This is a genomic window from Streptomyces sp. NPDC091272 (assembly GCF_044757485.1).
In the GTDB taxonomy this organism is placed as follows: domain Bacteria; phylum Actinomycetota; class Actinomycetes; order Streptomycetales; family Streptomycetaceae; genus Streptomyces.
The window spans coordinates 77,842-93,096 of the sequence record NZ_JBIVVC010000016.1 but is presented as its reverse complement, the minus strand read 5'-3'; the positions used below and the strand labels follow the sequence as shown (position 1 = coordinate 93,096).

General features: G+C 72.2%; 15 protein-coding genes. 6 read left to right on the top strand and 9 right to left on the bottom strand.

From position 1 onward, the window contains the following. The first annotated feature begins 114 nt into the window (after positions 1-114). Positions 115-951 (top strand): enoyl-CoA hydratase/isomerase family protein, encoded by an 837-nt coding sequence (locus ACIQM4_RS31945; protein ID WP_401598674.1) that lies wholly within the window; start codon positions 115-117, stop codon positions 949-951. Between the two features lie 34 nt (positions 952-985). On the opposite strand, the gene ACIQM4_RS31940 is transcribed toward ACIQM4_RS31945, so the two are convergent. After that, a complete protein-coding gene (locus ACIQM4_RS31940) occupies positions 986-1,846 on the bottom strand; it encodes an SDR family oxidoreductase (RefSeq protein ID WP_401598673.1) in 861 nt (286 codons plus the stop codon). Positions 1,847-2,172: 326 nt separating this feature from the next. Between ACIQM4_RS31940 and ACIQM4_RS31935 the strand changes: the two genes are divergently transcribed. Further along, positions 2,173-2,934 carry an SDR family NAD(P)-dependent oxidoreductase gene (locus tag ACIQM4_RS31935; RefSeq protein WP_401598671.1) on the top strand — a complete coding sequence of 254 codons (762 nt, stop codon included), beginning with the start codon at positions 2,173-2,175 and terminating at the stop codon, positions 2,932-2,934. A gap of 83 nt (positions 2,935-3,017) precedes the next feature. Here ACIQM4_RS31935 and ACIQM4_RS31930 read toward each other — a convergent pair whose 3' ends face one another. From ACIQM4_RS31930 to ACIQM4_RS31905, 6 genes are all read right to left on the bottom strand, one after another. Further along, positions 3,018-3,944 (bottom strand): NADP-dependent oxidoreductase, encoded by a 927-nt coding sequence (locus ACIQM4_RS31930; protein WP_401598811.1) that lies wholly within the window; start codon positions 3,942-3,944, stop codon positions 3,018-3,020. Positions 3,945-4,100: 156 nt separating this feature from the next. Continuing rightward, positions 4,101-4,613, bottom strand: a complete 513-nt coding sequence (locus tag ACIQM4_RS31925) for a VOC family protein (RefSeq protein WP_401598669.1) — start codon at positions 4,611-4,613, stop codon at positions 4,101-4,103. A gap of 106 nt (positions 4,614-4,719) precedes the next feature. Next, positions 4,720-5,280, bottom strand: a complete 561-nt coding sequence (locus tag ACIQM4_RS31920) for a Dps family protein (RefSeq protein WP_401598667.1) — start codon at positions 5,278-5,280, stop codon at positions 4,720-4,722. A 168-nt stretch (positions 5,281-5,448) separates the two neighbouring features. Continuing rightward, positions 5,449-6,486, bottom strand: a complete 1,038-nt coding sequence (ligD, locus tag ACIQM4_RS31915) for a non-homologous end-joining DNA ligase (protein WP_401598666.1) — start codon at positions 6,484-6,486, stop codon at positions 5,449-5,451. A 159-nt stretch (positions 6,487-6,645) separates the two neighbouring features. Then, positions 6,646-7,311, bottom strand: coding sequence for an endonuclease (locus ACIQM4_RS31910; RefSeq protein ID WP_401598665.1), 666 nt, complete (start codon positions 7,309-7,311; stop codon positions 6,646-6,648). Positions 7,312-7,447: 136 nt separating this feature from the next. After that, a complete protein-coding gene (locus tag ACIQM4_RS31905; protein ID WP_401598664.1) occupies positions 7,448-8,815 on the bottom strand; it encodes an MFS transporter in 1,368 nt (455 codons plus the stop codon). A 238-nt stretch (positions 8,816-9,053) separates the two neighbouring features. On the opposite strand from ACIQM4_RS31905, the gene ACIQM4_RS31900 reads away from it, so the two are divergent. From ACIQM4_RS31900 to ACIQM4_RS31890, 3 genes are read left to right on the top strand one after another with little or no spacing between them, the layout of a single operon-like run. After that, positions 9,054-10,505: an aromatic amino acid ammonia-lyase gene (locus ACIQM4_RS31900; RefSeq protein ID WP_401598662.1), complete on the top strand. Its 1,452-nt coding sequence runs from the start codon at positions 9,054-9,056 to the stop codon at positions 10,503-10,505. A 41-nt stretch (positions 10,506-10,546) separates the two neighbouring features. Further along, positions 10,547-10,972 (top strand): hypothetical protein, encoded by a 426-nt coding sequence (locus ACIQM4_RS31895; protein ID WP_401598661.1) that lies wholly within the window; start codon positions 10,547-10,549, stop codon positions 10,970-10,972. A 37-nt stretch (positions 10,973-11,009) separates the two neighbouring features. Beyond that, the gene (locus tag ACIQM4_RS31890) at positions 11,010-11,435 is read left to right on the top strand and encodes an OsmC family protein (RefSeq protein WP_401598659.1); all 426 of its coding nucleotides are present in this window, start codon (positions 11,010-11,012) and stop codon (positions 11,433-11,435) included. Between the two features lie 14 nt (positions 11,436-11,449). Here the strand turns inward: ACIQM4_RS31890 and ACIQM4_RS31885 are convergent, their stop codons facing one another. Together ACIQM4_RS31885 and ACIQM4_RS31880 are read right to left on the bottom strand one after the other, a co-directional pair. Continuing rightward, positions 11,450-12,646, bottom strand: coding sequence for a PP2C family protein-serine/threonine phosphatase (locus ACIQM4_RS31885; protein WP_401598657.1), 1,197 nt, complete (start codon positions 12,644-12,646; stop codon positions 11,450-11,452). Beyond that, positions 12,643-14,262: an ATP-binding protein gene (locus ACIQM4_RS31880; RefSeq protein WP_401598656.1), complete on the bottom strand. Its 1,620-nt coding sequence runs from the start codon at positions 14,260-14,262 to the stop codon at positions 12,643-12,645. The genes ACIQM4_RS31885 and ACIQM4_RS31880 overlap by 4 nt, the downstream gene beginning before the upstream one ends. A gap of 147 nt (positions 14,263-14,409) precedes the next feature. Here ACIQM4_RS31880 and ACIQM4_RS31875 point away from each other — a divergent pair, with 147 nt between their 5' ends. Then, entirely contained in the window at positions 14,410-15,171 is a 762-nt protein-coding gene (locus tag ACIQM4_RS31875) for a response regulator (protein WP_401598809.1), read from the top strand. Positions 15,172-15,255 lie beyond the last annotated feature (84 nt).

Here is a 15,255-nt window from a genome sequence, read left to right as displayed (position 1 = left end):
AGTTAGCAGGGCCGGGCTCCCCTGCCCAACGGGATTGTCCAGGAACGCGCGCCCGTCGTCATTCCGCGCCTCCGCCGGTAACCTGACAGGTCGTCAGAGAAGGTGGGGTGGCGGATGATCGACACCATCGGTACGGAGATCCCGGACGGCCAGGAGCGGCTGCGCCTGGACGTCGGGGAGGACGGCGTGGGCACTCTCACCCTCTGCCGGCCGGACAAACTCAATGCCTGGAGCTGGGAGTCCACCCGGCAGCTGGGCCTGCTGGCCGACCGGATCAGATTCGACGACCGCGTCCGGGTGGTCCTGCTCCGCGCGGAGGGACGGGCCTTCTGTGCCGGAATCGACTTCACCGCACCGGGCGGTGGGATCACGGGCCGCTCGGCGGCCCGGCGCACCCGGAACTATCACGAGGGCATCCGCTGGGCGCACGAGAGGTTCGCGGCCTTCGCTCGCCTCCCGCAGCCCGTGGTGGCCGCGGTCCAGGGCTACTGCCTGGGCTTCGGCTTCGAGTTGGCGCTGATGGCCGACATCCGGGTCGCGGCGCGGGACGCCGTTCTCGCACTGCCCGAGGCCCGGCTGGGCGTCGCCGTGGACGCGGGCGGGGATCTGCGCATCGCCCGCGACGCGGGGGCGGGCTGGGCCAAGCTGCTCGCGCTGACCGGCCGCCGCATCGACGCGGCCACCGCCGAGCGGCTGGGACTGTTGCAACAGGTCGTCGAGGGCGACGAGTTGGCGAACGCGGCCGGTGCCGTCGCTGCCGAGATCGCAGCCAACGCCCCGCTGGCCGTGCAGTCCGTGAAGCGCTCCATCGACGCGTTCGCGGACGCGGCGATGGCCTCCGCGCTCGAACGCACCGCACTCGCCGCCGCCCTCACCCTCACCTCCGACGACGCGGCAGAGGGGTACGCGGCGGGAGCGGACCGGCGGACCCCACGCTTCGAGGGAGGCTGATCGTGGGCTCACCGAAAACTCCGCGACCCAAATTTCACGGCGGGCCCTCCCGGCGAATCTCGGGTCGAAACGGTCCGCGACCCAGCTGCTCCCGCACCGCGACGACCGGCGGGCTCACCACCCCACGCCGCTGCCAGTTGGCACCGTCGACGACCAGGGTGTGCCCGGTGATGTAGCGCGCGTACGGGGAGGCCAGAAAGGTGGCCGCCCAGCCCAGTTCGCGCGGCAGCCCCACCCGCAGGGCGGGCTGCCGTGCCCCTGGCCCGGGCCCCGGGCCCGCGGTTCGCAGGCCCTCTCGGATGTCCGCCGTCATGTCCTCGTGGGGCATCAGACCCGGGACGAGTCCGTTGATCTGGATCCCGTACGGGCCCCACTCGACAGCCAGCGTCTCCACCAGGTTCTTCACCCCCGCCTTCGCGGCCGAACTGTGCGCGAACCCCGGGCCGCCGGTCCACGCGTACGACGCGCCGACGCAGACGATCGACCCCGCCGTACCGGCCGCGAGGTGCCGCCGGCCGAACTCCCTGGTCATGAACCACGTCCCGGTCAGGGTGATGTCGACGACGGCCCGCCAGGCGTTCGGCGACATGTCCTCGGCCGGTACGGGAAAGTTCGCCGCCGCGCTGTTCACCAGGACGTCCGCGGTGCCGTGCGCGGCGAAGACCTCGGCGATGCGCTGCGGGTCCCGTATGTCGCACGTGGCTGTCCGTACCTCTCCTCCAAGGCCCGTCAACTCCGCCTGGGCAGAGGCGAGATGTTTCTCGTCGCGGCTGAGCAGCAGCAGGTTCGCGCCGAGCCGGGCGAACTCCGCCGCGATCGCCTTGCCCAGTCCCGTGCCCCCGCCCGTGACGAGTACGGTCCGTCCGTCGTACGTGGCCGGGGGCAGTGCGCTCACGCCCGGCGGGGGTGGCGCGGGCAGCCCCCGCGGCACGCTGCGCGCGGGGCCCGGAAGGGGGGCGGGGGCAGGGCCGGGGTCCGGTGGTTCGGTCGCTTCTGTCATGGCGGCATCCGAGCCCATGCCGTGCGAGAAGGGAAGGGGCGGTCGCCACCGGGCCCGTCGTCACCGGCGCGCCAGGCTTTTCGGTCGTCGTGCCGCTCGGAGGTACGGTCCTCTGGCGCCGTCACGACCGCGGGAGGGACCGCGGTCGGCCGGGCAGAGCCACAACGGCACAGGAACAGAGAAACAGCGACACACCGGCAGAAACAGGAAAGGAGCGTCACATGCGCATGGAAGGGCGTTGTGCCGTGGTAACCGGCGCGGGAAGCGGACTGGGGCGTGCGATCGCGGTGCGCCTGGCGGCCGAGGGGGCCCTCGTCGTGGTCGCGGGCGACAAGGAGCAGCCGCTGGAGGAGACCGCCGCGCTCATCACGGACGCGGGCGGCCAGGCGTGCGCGGTCCGGTGCGACGTGAGCCGTGAGGAAGAGGTCGTGGCCCTGATGCGGCGGGCCGTGGAGCGGTTCGGCCGGATCGACGTGCTGGTCAACAATGCCGGGGTCGAGTTCGCCAAGCGGGCGGAGGACACCACGGTGCAGGAGTGGGACTGGTTGATGGACGTCAACCTGAAGGGGGTCTTCCTCTGTGCCAAGCACGCGCTTCCCGTCCTGCGCGACGGTGGCGGAGGAGTCGTCGTCAACGTCGCGTCGGAGCTGGCTCTCGTCGGCTCGGAGGCGGTGGCCGCCTACTCCGCGTCCAAGGCCGGTGTACTGCAACTGACCCGCGCCCTCGCCGTGGACCACGCGGGCGACCGCATCAGGGTGAACGCGCTGAGCCCCGGGGTGATCCTCACCGATCTCCTGCAGACGGCCCTCGACTCGACCGGCGACGCGGCCGCTCGCCGCAAGGAGTTCGAGGAGCGCACGCTGCTGAAGCGGCTGGGGACCCCGGAGGAGGCGGCCGAGGCCGTGCTGTTCCTCGCCAGCGACCAGTCCTCCTACATGACCGGTGCCAACCTCGTCCTCGACGGAGGCTGGACCGCGCACTGACGCCCGCTCCCCCACGCCGGGCGGGCACCGCCCGCGCGGGGGTGCGGTGGCTACTCGTAACTGCCCGCGCTGGGGTGCGGCGGCTACTCGTCCGATACCCGGATGAGGATCTTGCCGTGCACATGCCCCGACTGGCTCAGTTCGAAGGCGTCCGCGGCGCGCTCCAGGGGGAAGGTCTCCGCGACCTGCACCCGCAGCCGGCCCTGTTCCGCCAGGTCCTTGAGGGCCCGCAGCCCCTCGGCGTCCGGGCGGGCCCACATCCACTGGCCGCCCGCCGCTGTGACGTCCGGATCCGCGATCGACGCGTGCCTGCCGTCCTCGCGGAGCACCGCGCGGGTCGTGTCCAGCACCCCTCCGACGTAGTCGACGACCACGTCCACGCCTTCCGGCGCGAGCGCCTTGACCCGGTCGGTCAGCCCGTCCCCGTAACTGACCGGCTCGGCGCCGAACTCCCGCAGCCGGTCGTGGTTGGCCTCGGAGGCCGTGGCGATGACGCGGGCGCCCAGGGCTCGGGCGATCTGCACGCCGAACGTGCCGACACCGCCCGCGCCCCCGTGGATCAGCACCGTGTCGCCGCTGCCCGTGCCGAGCCGGGTCAGGGTCTGGTAGGCGGTGAGCCCGGCCAGGGGCACTCCGGCCGCCTCGCCCCAGCTCAGGGAGGACGGCTTGGCGACCAGGGCGCGTACCGGCACGGTCACGAACTCGGCGAACGTCCCGCCGTGCACGAAGTCCTTGCGCGCGTAGGAGAAGACCTCGTCGCCCGCCGTGAACTCGGGCGCGTCGATGCCCACCCGCTCCACGACCCCGGAGACGTCCCAGCCGGGGATCACCGGGAAGACGGTCTCCATCATCGCGTCCAGGCCGCCGGACATGACCTTCCAGTCGACGGGGTTCACCGCGGCGTACCGCACCCGGACGAGGACCTCGCCGGGGCCCACCTTGGGTACCGGCTGCTCGGTCAGCTCCAGGACTCCGCTGTCCCCGTACTTCTGGTAGGTCATGGCCTTCATGGTGGCCGGTGCGCTCTGCTCGTTGCCCATGCTTCACTCCGGACGCTTCGTCGGGGGCGGGGAGTTCCCGCTGCCCATGGTGGCCGCAGTCGGCCGGAGCGGCCACCGGTGGGTGCCACGGAGACCCGGCGCGCGGCGCCGGGCGCCAAGGGGCTGTTACGGCGTCCAGCGGCGCCGGGAGGTGGTCCGCTCGTACGGCTGCGGGTCGGGGTAGGTCAGTAGTTCAAGGGTGCTGCCCCACGGGGTCCGCAGGTAGGCGAAACGATTCCGTTCACCCGCCTCGGGTCCCGGCAGGGGGTGCGGGTCTGCGAGCAGGGTGGCGCCGGCGCCCACACAGCGGTCGACGGCGCTGTCCAGGTCGTCGACGTACAGGGCGAGGTGCTGCCACCCGAGGTCGCACGGCAGCGCGGGCTCCCGCCGGCGCGGGCCGCCGAACTCGAACAGCTCGATGCCCGGCCCCCGGGGCAGGGCCAGCATGCGGATCGCACGCTGCTCGGTGCCCTCGGGCACCCCGAGCCGCTGCTCCGTCCGCGGGCCGCCATTCGGCCCTTCGGCGCGCGGCAGGGTGTCGTACAGCACCTCGGCCCCGAGCGCCCGGACCAGGAAGCGCGTCGCGCTCTCCAGGTCGGGCACCGTGACACCCACGTGGTCGATCCCTCGTACGGTCATACCCTCACGGTGCCCTTCCGGCCGGGCCGCCGCGTCGCGACGGCCCCCGGCACGTTCCCGCGCCCCCGCGGGCCCCGGCTCGTCCCCCGGGCCCACGGGCCCGGCGTCACCGGCCGCCGGACTGCTTCGCGGCCTCTGCCTCGGTCGAGGCACCTTCGGTGGAGAGGGTGCCGCCCGCCGTCTCCAGGTGGGCCCGTACGAACCACTGGAACTGCTCCAGGTCACGCAGCTGCCCGATCAGCAGGTCCTCGGTGGCCGGGTCGATCTCGCCCACCGTCTTGACCACGGTGCGCAGGTCCTCGCCGATGCCGGTGTAGACGAGGTCGAGCGCGCCGAGGTGGGCGATGGCGTCGGCCCGCCCCACGCTGTAGTCCTCCCAGGTACGTCCCTTGACGAGGGCGCCGGGAGTGCCCTGGGCGACGCCGCCCAGGGCGGCGATCCGCTCGGCGACGTCGTCGGCCATGTCGCGCACCTGGTCCACCTGCGGGTCGAGCATCTGGTGCACGGCGATGAAGTGCGGGCCCACCACGTTCCAGTGGACGTGCTTGAGCGTGAGGTGCAGGTCGTTGAGCGCGTGCAGGCGCTGCTGCAGCAGCTCGATGACCTTGCCGGCGTCCTCGACCGTGAGGCCCGGGACGGTGTAGTGGGGGGTGGCCGCGGAAGTCATGCGCGTCTCCTGTCTCGTACGTCTCTGTGGTGCAAGAGGTTGTGGTGTCTCATGCGGTTTTGTGCCTTCCGGTACCCGTGAAAGGCAACTGCAATCGGATGAGCGGGGGCATCTGTGTGGTGGGTGAGGGACTGGGCGCCCTCGCTACGTCTGCCCGCGTTCCCTGTGCTACGTCTGCCCGCGTTCCCTGACGACGTCCGCCGGATTCTTGTCGTCCCGCAGCCCCTGGTAGCGCGGGTGGCGCAGCATCCCGTCCCGGGTCCACTCCGCGAAGGCGATCTGCGCCACGAGCCGCGGCTGTGCCCAGTGCGCGGTACGCACGACGGGCCGGCCCGCGAACGGCGGCTCGCTCACCGCGAGCGCGTCGAGTCTCTCCCGCAGGCCGCGCAGGGTGCGGTCGTCGAAACCGGTACCGACCTTCCCCGCGTAACGCAGCTCTCCGTCCTCGTAGTAGCCGATGAGCAGCGCGCCGATGCCGACCCGGCTGCCGGTGGGTTCGGTGAACCCGCCGACGACGAACTCCTGGCCGCGCGCGCACTTCAGCTTGAGCCAGTCACCCGAACGGCGTGTCTGGTAGGTGCTGTCGGCCCGCTTGGCGATCAGTCCCTCCCAACCGCGCCGGCACGCGTCGGCGAGCAGGTCGGGGCCTCCCTCGTTGCGGTGGGTGCTGAAGCGCAGCGGCGCCCCGAAAGTGATCGCGCGCCGCAGCAGCGACTTGCGCTGTCGCAGCGGCAGTTGGCGTACGTCGACGCCGTCGAGCCGCAGCAGGTCGAAGACGTAGTACGTCACGGCGACCTTGCTCGCGGCGACATCGGCGGGCCGGGTGAGCCCCATGCGCTGCTGGAGCTGGGCGAAGTCCGTGCGGCCGTGCGAGTAGGCGACGATCTCGCCGTCCAGGGTGAAGTCCGTGGCGCTCTGCGCGGCGAGCGCCCGGACGATCTCCGGGTACGTGGCGTCGATCCGCCGTCCCGAGCGGGACCGCAGCGTCACCCGGCCGTCCTCGCGCACCGCCAGCACCCGTACGCCGTCAAGCTTGCGTTCGAAGATCCAGCCCTGCGGAAACTCCCGCCGGTCGGTGAGGGTCGCCAGCATGGGCGAGCTTGCCAGTTCGATGCCCGGGCGCGCGGGGCGGGTGCGTGCTGCCAGGGCGGCGGGCAGGGAGTCCAGGGCTGGGGGCAGCGGGTCCCGTCCGTCCTCGTCGCTCACCGCAGCTCCCTCTTCCCAGGTACCGGGCGCGCGGGTCCCTCTGCCAGGTACCGTGCGCGCGGGCCTCGTCCCTGTCCGGCTGCCCGCACCGAAGGGGGCGCCTCAGCCGCGACCAGACTCACACGGCCGCCCGCGTCCCGCACTTCGGGTCACCCGGGTTCAGGCCCGCGCCCGCTCCATGACCGACCGCACCACCTCCGGGTCCAGGGCAGCGCGGATGAGCGCCGCCGCGAGGACGTCCGGGTCCGCGTCACCGGCGAGGCGCAGCAGCCTGTCGGCGCGGCCGGGCAGGCCGAGCCGTTCGGCGCCCTGGAACGCCTTGTCGCCGAAGTAGGGCGAGGTGCCGGGCCACACCCCCTGGACCTCGCGTACGAAGATGTCGCTGCCCGCCGGGCCGATCCCGGGCACCCTCTGGAGCAGTCGGCGCACCTCGGCGACCTCGCCCCGCGCCCGGTCGCGCAGCTTGCGCAGGTCGCCCCCGTACTCGTCGAGGAGGAGCCGCGCGCCGTCGCCGAGCTGGGTCGAGGTCCGCTCGTCGTAGCGGCGGTAGCCGCCGCGGCCGAGTGCGTCGACCCGCTGCTGCCACGTGGCGTCCTGCATGTGCCGCGGGTTGCGCAGTCCCGAGCCGAAGAGTTCCCGGGCGGTCGCGACGGCTGTGGAGCTGCGGATACGGGCGCTCAACAGGAGGGAGAGGACCAGCAGTTCGTACAGCGGCTGCGGGGTGTCCCGCAGCCGGATCCCCGCCTCGGCGGCGTAGGTGCGCCCGTGTCCTTCGAGCAGCGCCCGCACGACGGCGCGCTGCTCGCGCTCGCTCTCGCCTGTCATGACGCGCTCCCCTCGTCCCGTCCCGGCATCACGCGCTCCCCTCACCTCACCGCCGTCCAGTCTTTCCCGGGCCGGGGTGGTCCGCCACTCGTGCGCCGGGTCCCGCCCCGGGTTCCGGGCCCCTTCGGTGCGGAGCTCAGTCCAGAGCCATGTTCTTCGTCTCCGGAGCCCACGCCACCGACACCGCGAGCCCCGCCGCGAGCACGCCGGTCAGGACCAGCATCGTGGGTGAGAAGCCGAAGTGTTCGAGGCTGAGCGGGAGCAGGAAGGTCCCGATCGCCGAGCCGATGCGGCTCATGCCGTTGAGGAGGCCGACGCCGGAGCTGCGCAGCGCGGTGGGGAACAGCTCGGCCGGGTAGACCTGGTCGAGGTTGACCGCGCCCGACATGGTGAAGGTGAACGCCAGGAACAGCGGGAAGAGCAGTGCGGTGGGGGCCTCGGGCCAGAGCGCCATCGGGGCGAGCGTGGCGATGAGGACGGCGAAGGACCAGATGGTCAGTGCGCGCCGCGTCGTCCTCGCCACGAACCAGAGGCCGGCGAGGCTGCCCGCGAGCAGGAAGAGGTTGAGCAGGCCGTCACTGGTCGTGTCCTGCTCGCCGACTCCCATCTTCACCAGCACCAGCGGCAGGAACGTGTAGATCGCGAAGTACGGGATCACCTGCGCGTTGTAGAAGACGACGCCGAACGCGGTGCGGCGCCAGTAGGTGGGGCCGAAGAGGTCGCGGTAGCGCGCCGCCGGCGCGGAGTTCGTCACGCCGACGGGGTGCGCCGAGGTGAACGCGCCCTCGTCGCCGCCGAGTCGGCGCACGACGGCCCGCGCCTGCTCGATGCGGCCCCTGGCGAGCAGCCAGCGCGGCGACTCGGGCACGCCGAGGCGCAGCAGCACGACGGCGAGGGCAGGGAGGCAGCTGGAGGCGAGCAGCCAGCGCCACGCGTCGTCGCCGAGGGCGACCGTGTAGTTGCCGAGGAAGAACGCGACGACGTAGCCGACCGTCCACATGACGGTCAGTGAGGCCAGCAGGCCGCCTCGGTACTTGCGCGGTACGAACTCCGCGACGAGCGTGGGCCCCAGTGCGTAGTCCGCGCCGATGCCGATGCCGATCAGCAGTCGCAGGACGAACAGCTGGGTCGGACCGGTCACGAAGAACTCGGCCGCTGACGCGACGGCGATGAGCAGGAAGTTGTACGTGTACAGCCGCTGGCGGCCTATCTTGTCGGCGGCCCAGCCGACGATGACGCTGCCGAGGAAGATGCCGATCAGCGCCGAGGCACCGAGCAGTCCCTGCCAGACCGTGCCGAACCCGAGCTGGGCGGCGATCAGCGGCAAGGCGATGCTGATGATGCCCAGTTCGTAACCGTCAGAGGCATTCGCGCAGAATGTCAGTGCGGTAATACGCAGATGGAAGCGGTTCAGCGGTACGTCGTCGAAGGCGGCGGCCGCGGCCGTGCTCCCAGTGGCGACGGTGGCGTCGCCGCCGGGGCAGGCGGTCTCGCTCTGCGGCATGGTTTTCGGGTCCTTCCGATCGGTGCCCGTCAGAGGTGCAGGCCAGGCCGGCGGTCGTCGCGGCGGAGCCGTGTCGTACGTCTGGGCAAGGGAGTTGGAGGCGGCCGTCGCTCTGGGCGTGCTGGGGGTGGTCGCACGTCAGGAGCGGCGCTCCTCCTCGAAGCTCTTGCCAGCGGGATGAATAAAGAGTTACATGCCATTCGCAGCAATGAATGAAGACTTGTCAAGAGGAGGGGCGATGACCGACTCCCGCCGCATCGAAGTAGATGGCTCCGGGCTCAGGTGTGCCGACGTGGTGCGCGTGGCCCGTCACGGTGCGTGGCTGGGGCTGGCCCCCGGCGCCCACAGCAGGGCGGAACAGAGTTACGCACTCGCCGTGGAGCTCGGCGCCAAGGGCGCCGTCTACGGACGGACGACCGGCGTCGGCGCGAACCGGCACGTCGTGGTCGACCCGAGCTCCGCCGACCTGCACGGACTGCGGCTGCTCCGCAGCCATGCCGGCGGTATCGGCGCCACCCTCCCGGACGACACGGTGCGCGCCGTCCTGGCGATCCGCCTCAACCAGCTCGCCGCCGCGGGCAGCGGCGTGCACCCGCGTCTGCTGCACGCCCTGGAGCGGGCCCTGCACGACGGAGCGCTGCCGCTCGTCCACCAGCGGGGGGCGATCGGCACCGGAGACCTGACCGCGCTGGCCGAGATCGGCCTGACCCTGGCCGGGGAGCTGCCCTGGGCCGCCGGGGAGATCGAGCCGGTCGCGATCAGCCCCGGTGACGCACTCGCCTTCATCTCCAGCAACGCCGCCACCCTCGCCGAGGGCGTGCTCGCCTGGCACGACCTGACCCGGCTGCTGGCGGCGAGCAACGTGGTGACCGCCCTGACGTTCTGCGCCCTGGGCGGTTCGGCCGAGGCGTACGACGAGCGCGTCCACGCCAGCCGGCCGCATCCCGGCGCCGTGCGGTGCGCCGCCGAGCTCCGCAGGCTGCTCACCTCCGCGGGCGACCTGCCGCCCGGACGACGCCTCCAGGACCCGTTCGGACTCCGCGCCTTCCCCCAGGTGCAGGGGGCGGCGCTGGACGCCGCCGCCCATGTGAAGAGGGTGCTGGACGTGGACCTCAACGCGGCGGCGGAGAACCCGCTCATCGACGTCGACAGCCAGAGCGCCTACCATCACGGCCAGTTCTCCACCGCCCAGGTGGCGTTGACGTTCGACTATCTGCGCGCCGCGCTGCACCACACCGCGGAGCTGTCCGCCGCGCGCCTGAGCGACCTGGTGGAGCCGGACCTGAGCGGGCTGCCGCCCTTCCTCGCCGCCGGGCCCGCGGGCAGCTCCGGCATCATGATCCTTGAGTACGTGGCGCACGACTCCCTGGGCACCCTGCGGCACGCCGCGGCCCCGGTCACGCTCGGCACGGCGGTGATCTCCCGCGGCCTGGAGGACCACGCCAGTTTCTCCACCCACGCCATCCGCAGCACGGTGGCCGCGACCGCCGCGTACCGCACGGTGCTGGCCTGCGAGCTGCTCGGCGCGGTCCGCGCCCTGCGGATGTCGGACGCCCCGCTGCCCGACACCCCGCTGCGGGAGGCCTTCCGGCTGGCCGCGGCGGAGTTCCCGCACGTCATTGAGGACCACCCGCTGACGGCCGAGATCCAGCAGGCGGAGCAGTTGGTCGACGCTCTCGCGGATCTGTAGGGTCGCGGGGACTCGTACGTACGGGCCGGGAGGAGAGCTGCATGGCTGCGGTGGTGGGTCTGGTCACCTACGTCGAACTGGACGAAATGGCCACGGACGCGGGCCAGTTGTCGGTATCGGCACGACTTGAGGCCCTGCTCGCGGACGGCGGCCGGGTGGTTCTGCTGGACGACCGCGGCTGGAGCTCGTCCGCCCTGGGCTCCCGCGCGGACGTCCGGGCCTTGACGTCGGTCGAGGACATCACGACCACGGCCCGGATGGTGGTGGGTCCGGACGAACCGTACGAGGACCAGACGTACGAACAGGCGGCGGCCGCCCACTGGGACGCGCTGGCACACGCCCTCGGACAGCGGCCGGGCGCCGACGCCCACCCGGACGGGCGGGAGCTTGAGCGGTTGCCGCACGACGTGGTGCTCGGCGAACGCCTGCGCGGCTGGCTGCACTTGCCGCCCGGCGATGCGTCATGACGCGCGAATGGGCCCCGCCGACACTACTGTCACCGGTATGACTGACGATTCCCTGCGCTCCATCACCGTCGAACGGACCGCCACGGGGCGGTTCACCGCCACCAACGCCCGCGGCGGCACGCTCGAATTCGGCACCGGCCCCGGTGACGCGTTCACCCCTGTGGAACTGCTCCTCGCCGCGCTCGGCGGGTGCACGGCCGTCGACGTCGACGTAGCCACCAGCCGGCACGTGGAGCCGACCGGGTTCTCCGTCACGGTGCGCGGCAACAAGACCGAGGACGATCTGGGGCACCGGCTGACCGACCTCGAAATGGTCTTCTCCGTCACGTTCCCGGACGGCGGGGCCGGCGAGCGGGCCAGGGCGATCCTGCCGCGCGGGATCAAGGCCTCCCACGACCGGCTCTGCACGGTCAGCCGCACCGTCGAGGTCGGCACCCCGGTCTCCGCGAGGCTCGCCGACTGAGATCCGCTGTGGCGCTACCTCCGGTCGCTGTTCCAGTCCAGGCGCAGCACCGCGAGGTCGTCGGAGTGGCGTCCGGCGTTCAGCTGGTGCGTTTCCTTGATCAGACGGTCGACGTGGGCGGCCGGGTCCGTGGGCGGAAGGCTGCTGATCAGGGCGAGCAGGCCCTCGATGCCCAGGCGCTCGCCCGTCGCCCCGTTGTGCCCTTCGGTGAGCCCGTCGGTGTAGAGGGTCAGGGCGCCCGTGGGCGGGAGCGGGATGACCGTGGAGGGCCAGCTGTGCAGTCCGGGGACGATCCCCAGGGCGATGCCGTGGGTGGCAGCCACCTCGCGGGTGGCGTCGGCGGTGGTGAGCAGGGGCTCGTGATGACCGGCCAGGTGCAGGGTGGCGGTCGCCGCTTCCTGGTCGATCGTCAGGAGGGTGCAGGTGGCGAACAGCTGCTGGTCCCCCCGTTCGGCGATCAGGATGCGCTCCATGAGGTGCAGCAGGTCGTCGCCGCGGTGCCCGCCCAGGACCAGGGAACGCCAGGCGATCCGCAGGCAGACCCCGAGCGCGGCGGCGTCCGGGCCGTGCCCGCTGACGTCACCGACGACGGCGTGCAGCAGCCCGTCGTCCCCTTCCACGACGTCGAGGAAGTCTCCGCCGAGCAGGGCCAGCGCCGCCCCGGGGAGGTAGCGGGAGGTCACTTCCACGGTGGAGGTGTCGAGGAGCGGGCGGGGCAGCAGGCCGCGTTCCAGGCGGGCGTTCTCCTCCGCGCGCAGCCGGGTTGCCTGGGCCTGGGCGCTGGCCCGCTCGGTCTGGCTGCGGTAGACGGCGTAGCGCACCGTACGGCGCAGCAGGTCCGCCTCGACCTTTCCCTTGACGAGGTAGTCCTGGGCCCCCGCGGACATGGCCTCGGGGCCCGCCTGGGACTCGGACAGCCCGGTCAGGACGATCACGGCGGTGTGCGGGGCCAGCGCGCGTACGGCGGCGACCGCGTCGGTGCCCGAGATGTCGGGCAGGTGCAGGTCCAGCAGGATGCAGTCGGTCGCACTGCCGGTCAGTTCACCGCGGGCCTGCCCGAGCGTGGCGCGGGTGGTCAGCTCGAACCGCAGGCCGGTGTCGTGCAGGAGTTCCTCGACGAGGAGCGCGTCCCCCGCGTCGTCCTCGATGAGCAGGATGCGGTAGGTCGGTTCGACGGAGGCCGCCGGGGTGAGGGGGGCGACGGAGGTCATGGCGTCAGCTCCGCGAGCTGTTCGCCCGCGCGGGTGGCCTGGGGCAGGACGGAGGGGTCCGCGTTCTCCGTCGCCCGGGGCGCGAGGGTGAAGTCGATCCGGGTGCCGCCCGTGTAGGTGGTGTCGACGCGGATGGTGCCGCCGTGGAACTCGACGATCTTCTTGCACATGGCGAGACCTATGCCGCTGCCGCTGTAGGCGTCCTTGGTGTGCAGGCGCTGGAAGATCACGAAGACCTTGTCCGCGTACTGCGGGTCGATGCCGATGCCGTTGTCGGTCACGGTGAACCGCCACAGTTCGCCGTCCTTGGCCGCGGTCACGTGGATCTCGGGCGCCGTCCCGGGGCGGCGGAACTTGACCGCGTTCGCGACGAGGTTCTGCCAGAGCATGCCCATCTGCGTCGGGTCGGCGGCCAGGGCGGGCAGCGGATCGTGGGTTATCTTCGCGCCGGACTCCTCGATGCCGACGCTGAGGGCCGCCAGCACCTGCTCCAGCACGGTGTCCAGCTCGACCTCTTCGTGGGCGTTGTGCAGCCTGCCGACCCGTGAGAAGTCCAGCAGGTCGTTGATGAGGATCTGCATGCGGTTCGCCCCGTCGACCGCGAAGCCGATGTACTGGTCCGCCCGGTCGTCGAGCTGGCCCCCGTAACGGCGCTGGAGCAGCTGGGTGAAGCTGGAGACCTTGCGCAGCGGCTCCTGGAGGTCGTGCGAGGCCACGTAGGCGAACTGTTCCAGCTCGGCGTTGGAACGCTGGAGGTCCGCAGCCTGGGCGTCCAGCCGCAGGCGGGCCTCCTCGGTGTACGCCAGTTCCCGCACGAGCCGTCGGCGCATGAAGTCGATCTCACCGCTGAGACGCCGGAGGTCGGCGGGCCCGGTCGGGGTGATGGGGTGCTCGAAGTCGCCGCCCGCGATGGTCCGGGCGTCGGCGCCGAGCCGTTCCAGCGGCCTGTTGATGCCGCGGCGCAGCCCCTCGAAGACGCAGACGGTGAGGATGAGGATGAGGAACGCGATGGCGCTGAAGATCCAGTTGCGCAAGGACATGGTGTCCATCAGATCGGTCCGCGCCAGGTCCCGGTCCGCACGCAGCCGGTCCTGCTGGGCGCGCAGGGCCACCCGTACCTTGTCGAAGGCCGCCTTGCCCTCCGCGGCCCGGTCGGCGGCCAGGGGGAGGGGGGATCCGGCGGGCGCGGCGGCGAGCGGGTCCGCGATCCTCTCCTGCCACCGCGTCAGGGCGCCCTGCACGGACTTCAGGTCGGCCAGGCGGGCCGGGTCGTCGTGCAGCAGTCCGGTGAGTTCCGCGCCGCTCCTGCGCTGGTCGACGAGCCCCTGCCGGTAGGGGGCGAGGAACTCGGGGGTGCCGGTGAGCCCGTAGCCGCGGATTCCGGTCTCCTGGTTCAGGATGGCCGATTCGAGGCGGAAGGCGGTGGTGAGTGCGGGAGAGCGTACGTCCGCGAGGTCCTCGCTGAGCGACCCGGTCCGCCCCAGGACCCATGCACCCGTCGTACCGAGCACGGCGAGCAGGACCAGGGAGACGGCCACTCCCACGCGAAGCCAGCGCCGGGTGGTCCAGGTGGACAGCCCTCGCGCACGCGGCGGCCCCTGCTCGGCACTACTCATCGTGTGGACTCCTCGCTGTGACAGCCGACTTTCGCAAGCACGGCCCGCACCCGCCGCCGTGGCGGCGAGGACCGCCGGCACGGTGGCGGTCGACAACCGTTGTTGTCGTGGGCCGCTTCGGGACCTTACAGTGCCGGTGTGCCAGAGATGAACTTCCCCCCGTGGGGCAGCACGCAAGAATCCGACGCCCTCACCGATGCGGCAGTCGACGACCTCGCGCGCCGTCTTGCCGGGAAGCTGCTCGACGTCCTGCCGCCGCCGCGGCCGGCCGGGCCGGTGAGCGCGCTGGCGCTGCTCCAGGCCCTGGAGCACCTCCAGCAGGCGACCGGCCGGGTCCAGCGGGAGGCCGCCGTGGCCGCCGCCCGCGCGGGCGCCGGCTATCCGCAGATCGGTGCCGCGTGCGGCATGACCCGCCAAGGCGCCAGGCGCCGCTGGCCGGGCCTTTTCCACCACTCCCCTGAGCAACCCACGGAGCAGCACATGATGACCGTCCCCGCCCGCCCCTTCGACGTCCTGCTCGTCGAGGACGACATGGCCGACGCCATGCTCATCGAGGAAGCCCTCTCCGAGCGCGGGACCCGCAACCTGGTCCAGGTCACCGACGGTGTCGCCGCACTGGAACACCTGCGCGCCGCGGACACCGCGCGGCCCGACCTGATCGTCCTCGACCTCAACATGCCCCGCATGAACGGGCGCGAGCTGCTGAAGGTCCTGAAGACCGACGAGGACCTCCAGGCGATCCCGGTGGTCGTGCTCACCACCTCCACCGCCCCTGACGACGTCACCGGCGCGTACAGCAGCCACGCCAACGCCTACGTGACCAAGCCCGTCAACCTGCAGGAGTTCGAGCAGGCCGTCCAGAGCATCGACGCCTTCTACCTCGACACGGCCACCCGGGCCCGCCCCTGAGCCACCCGCGTCCGCTCCTGGCCCGCCCGGGAACGCCCGCGCCTGTCCGCCGTGCGGCGGTACAAGTACGCCGTTCCCGCGCGG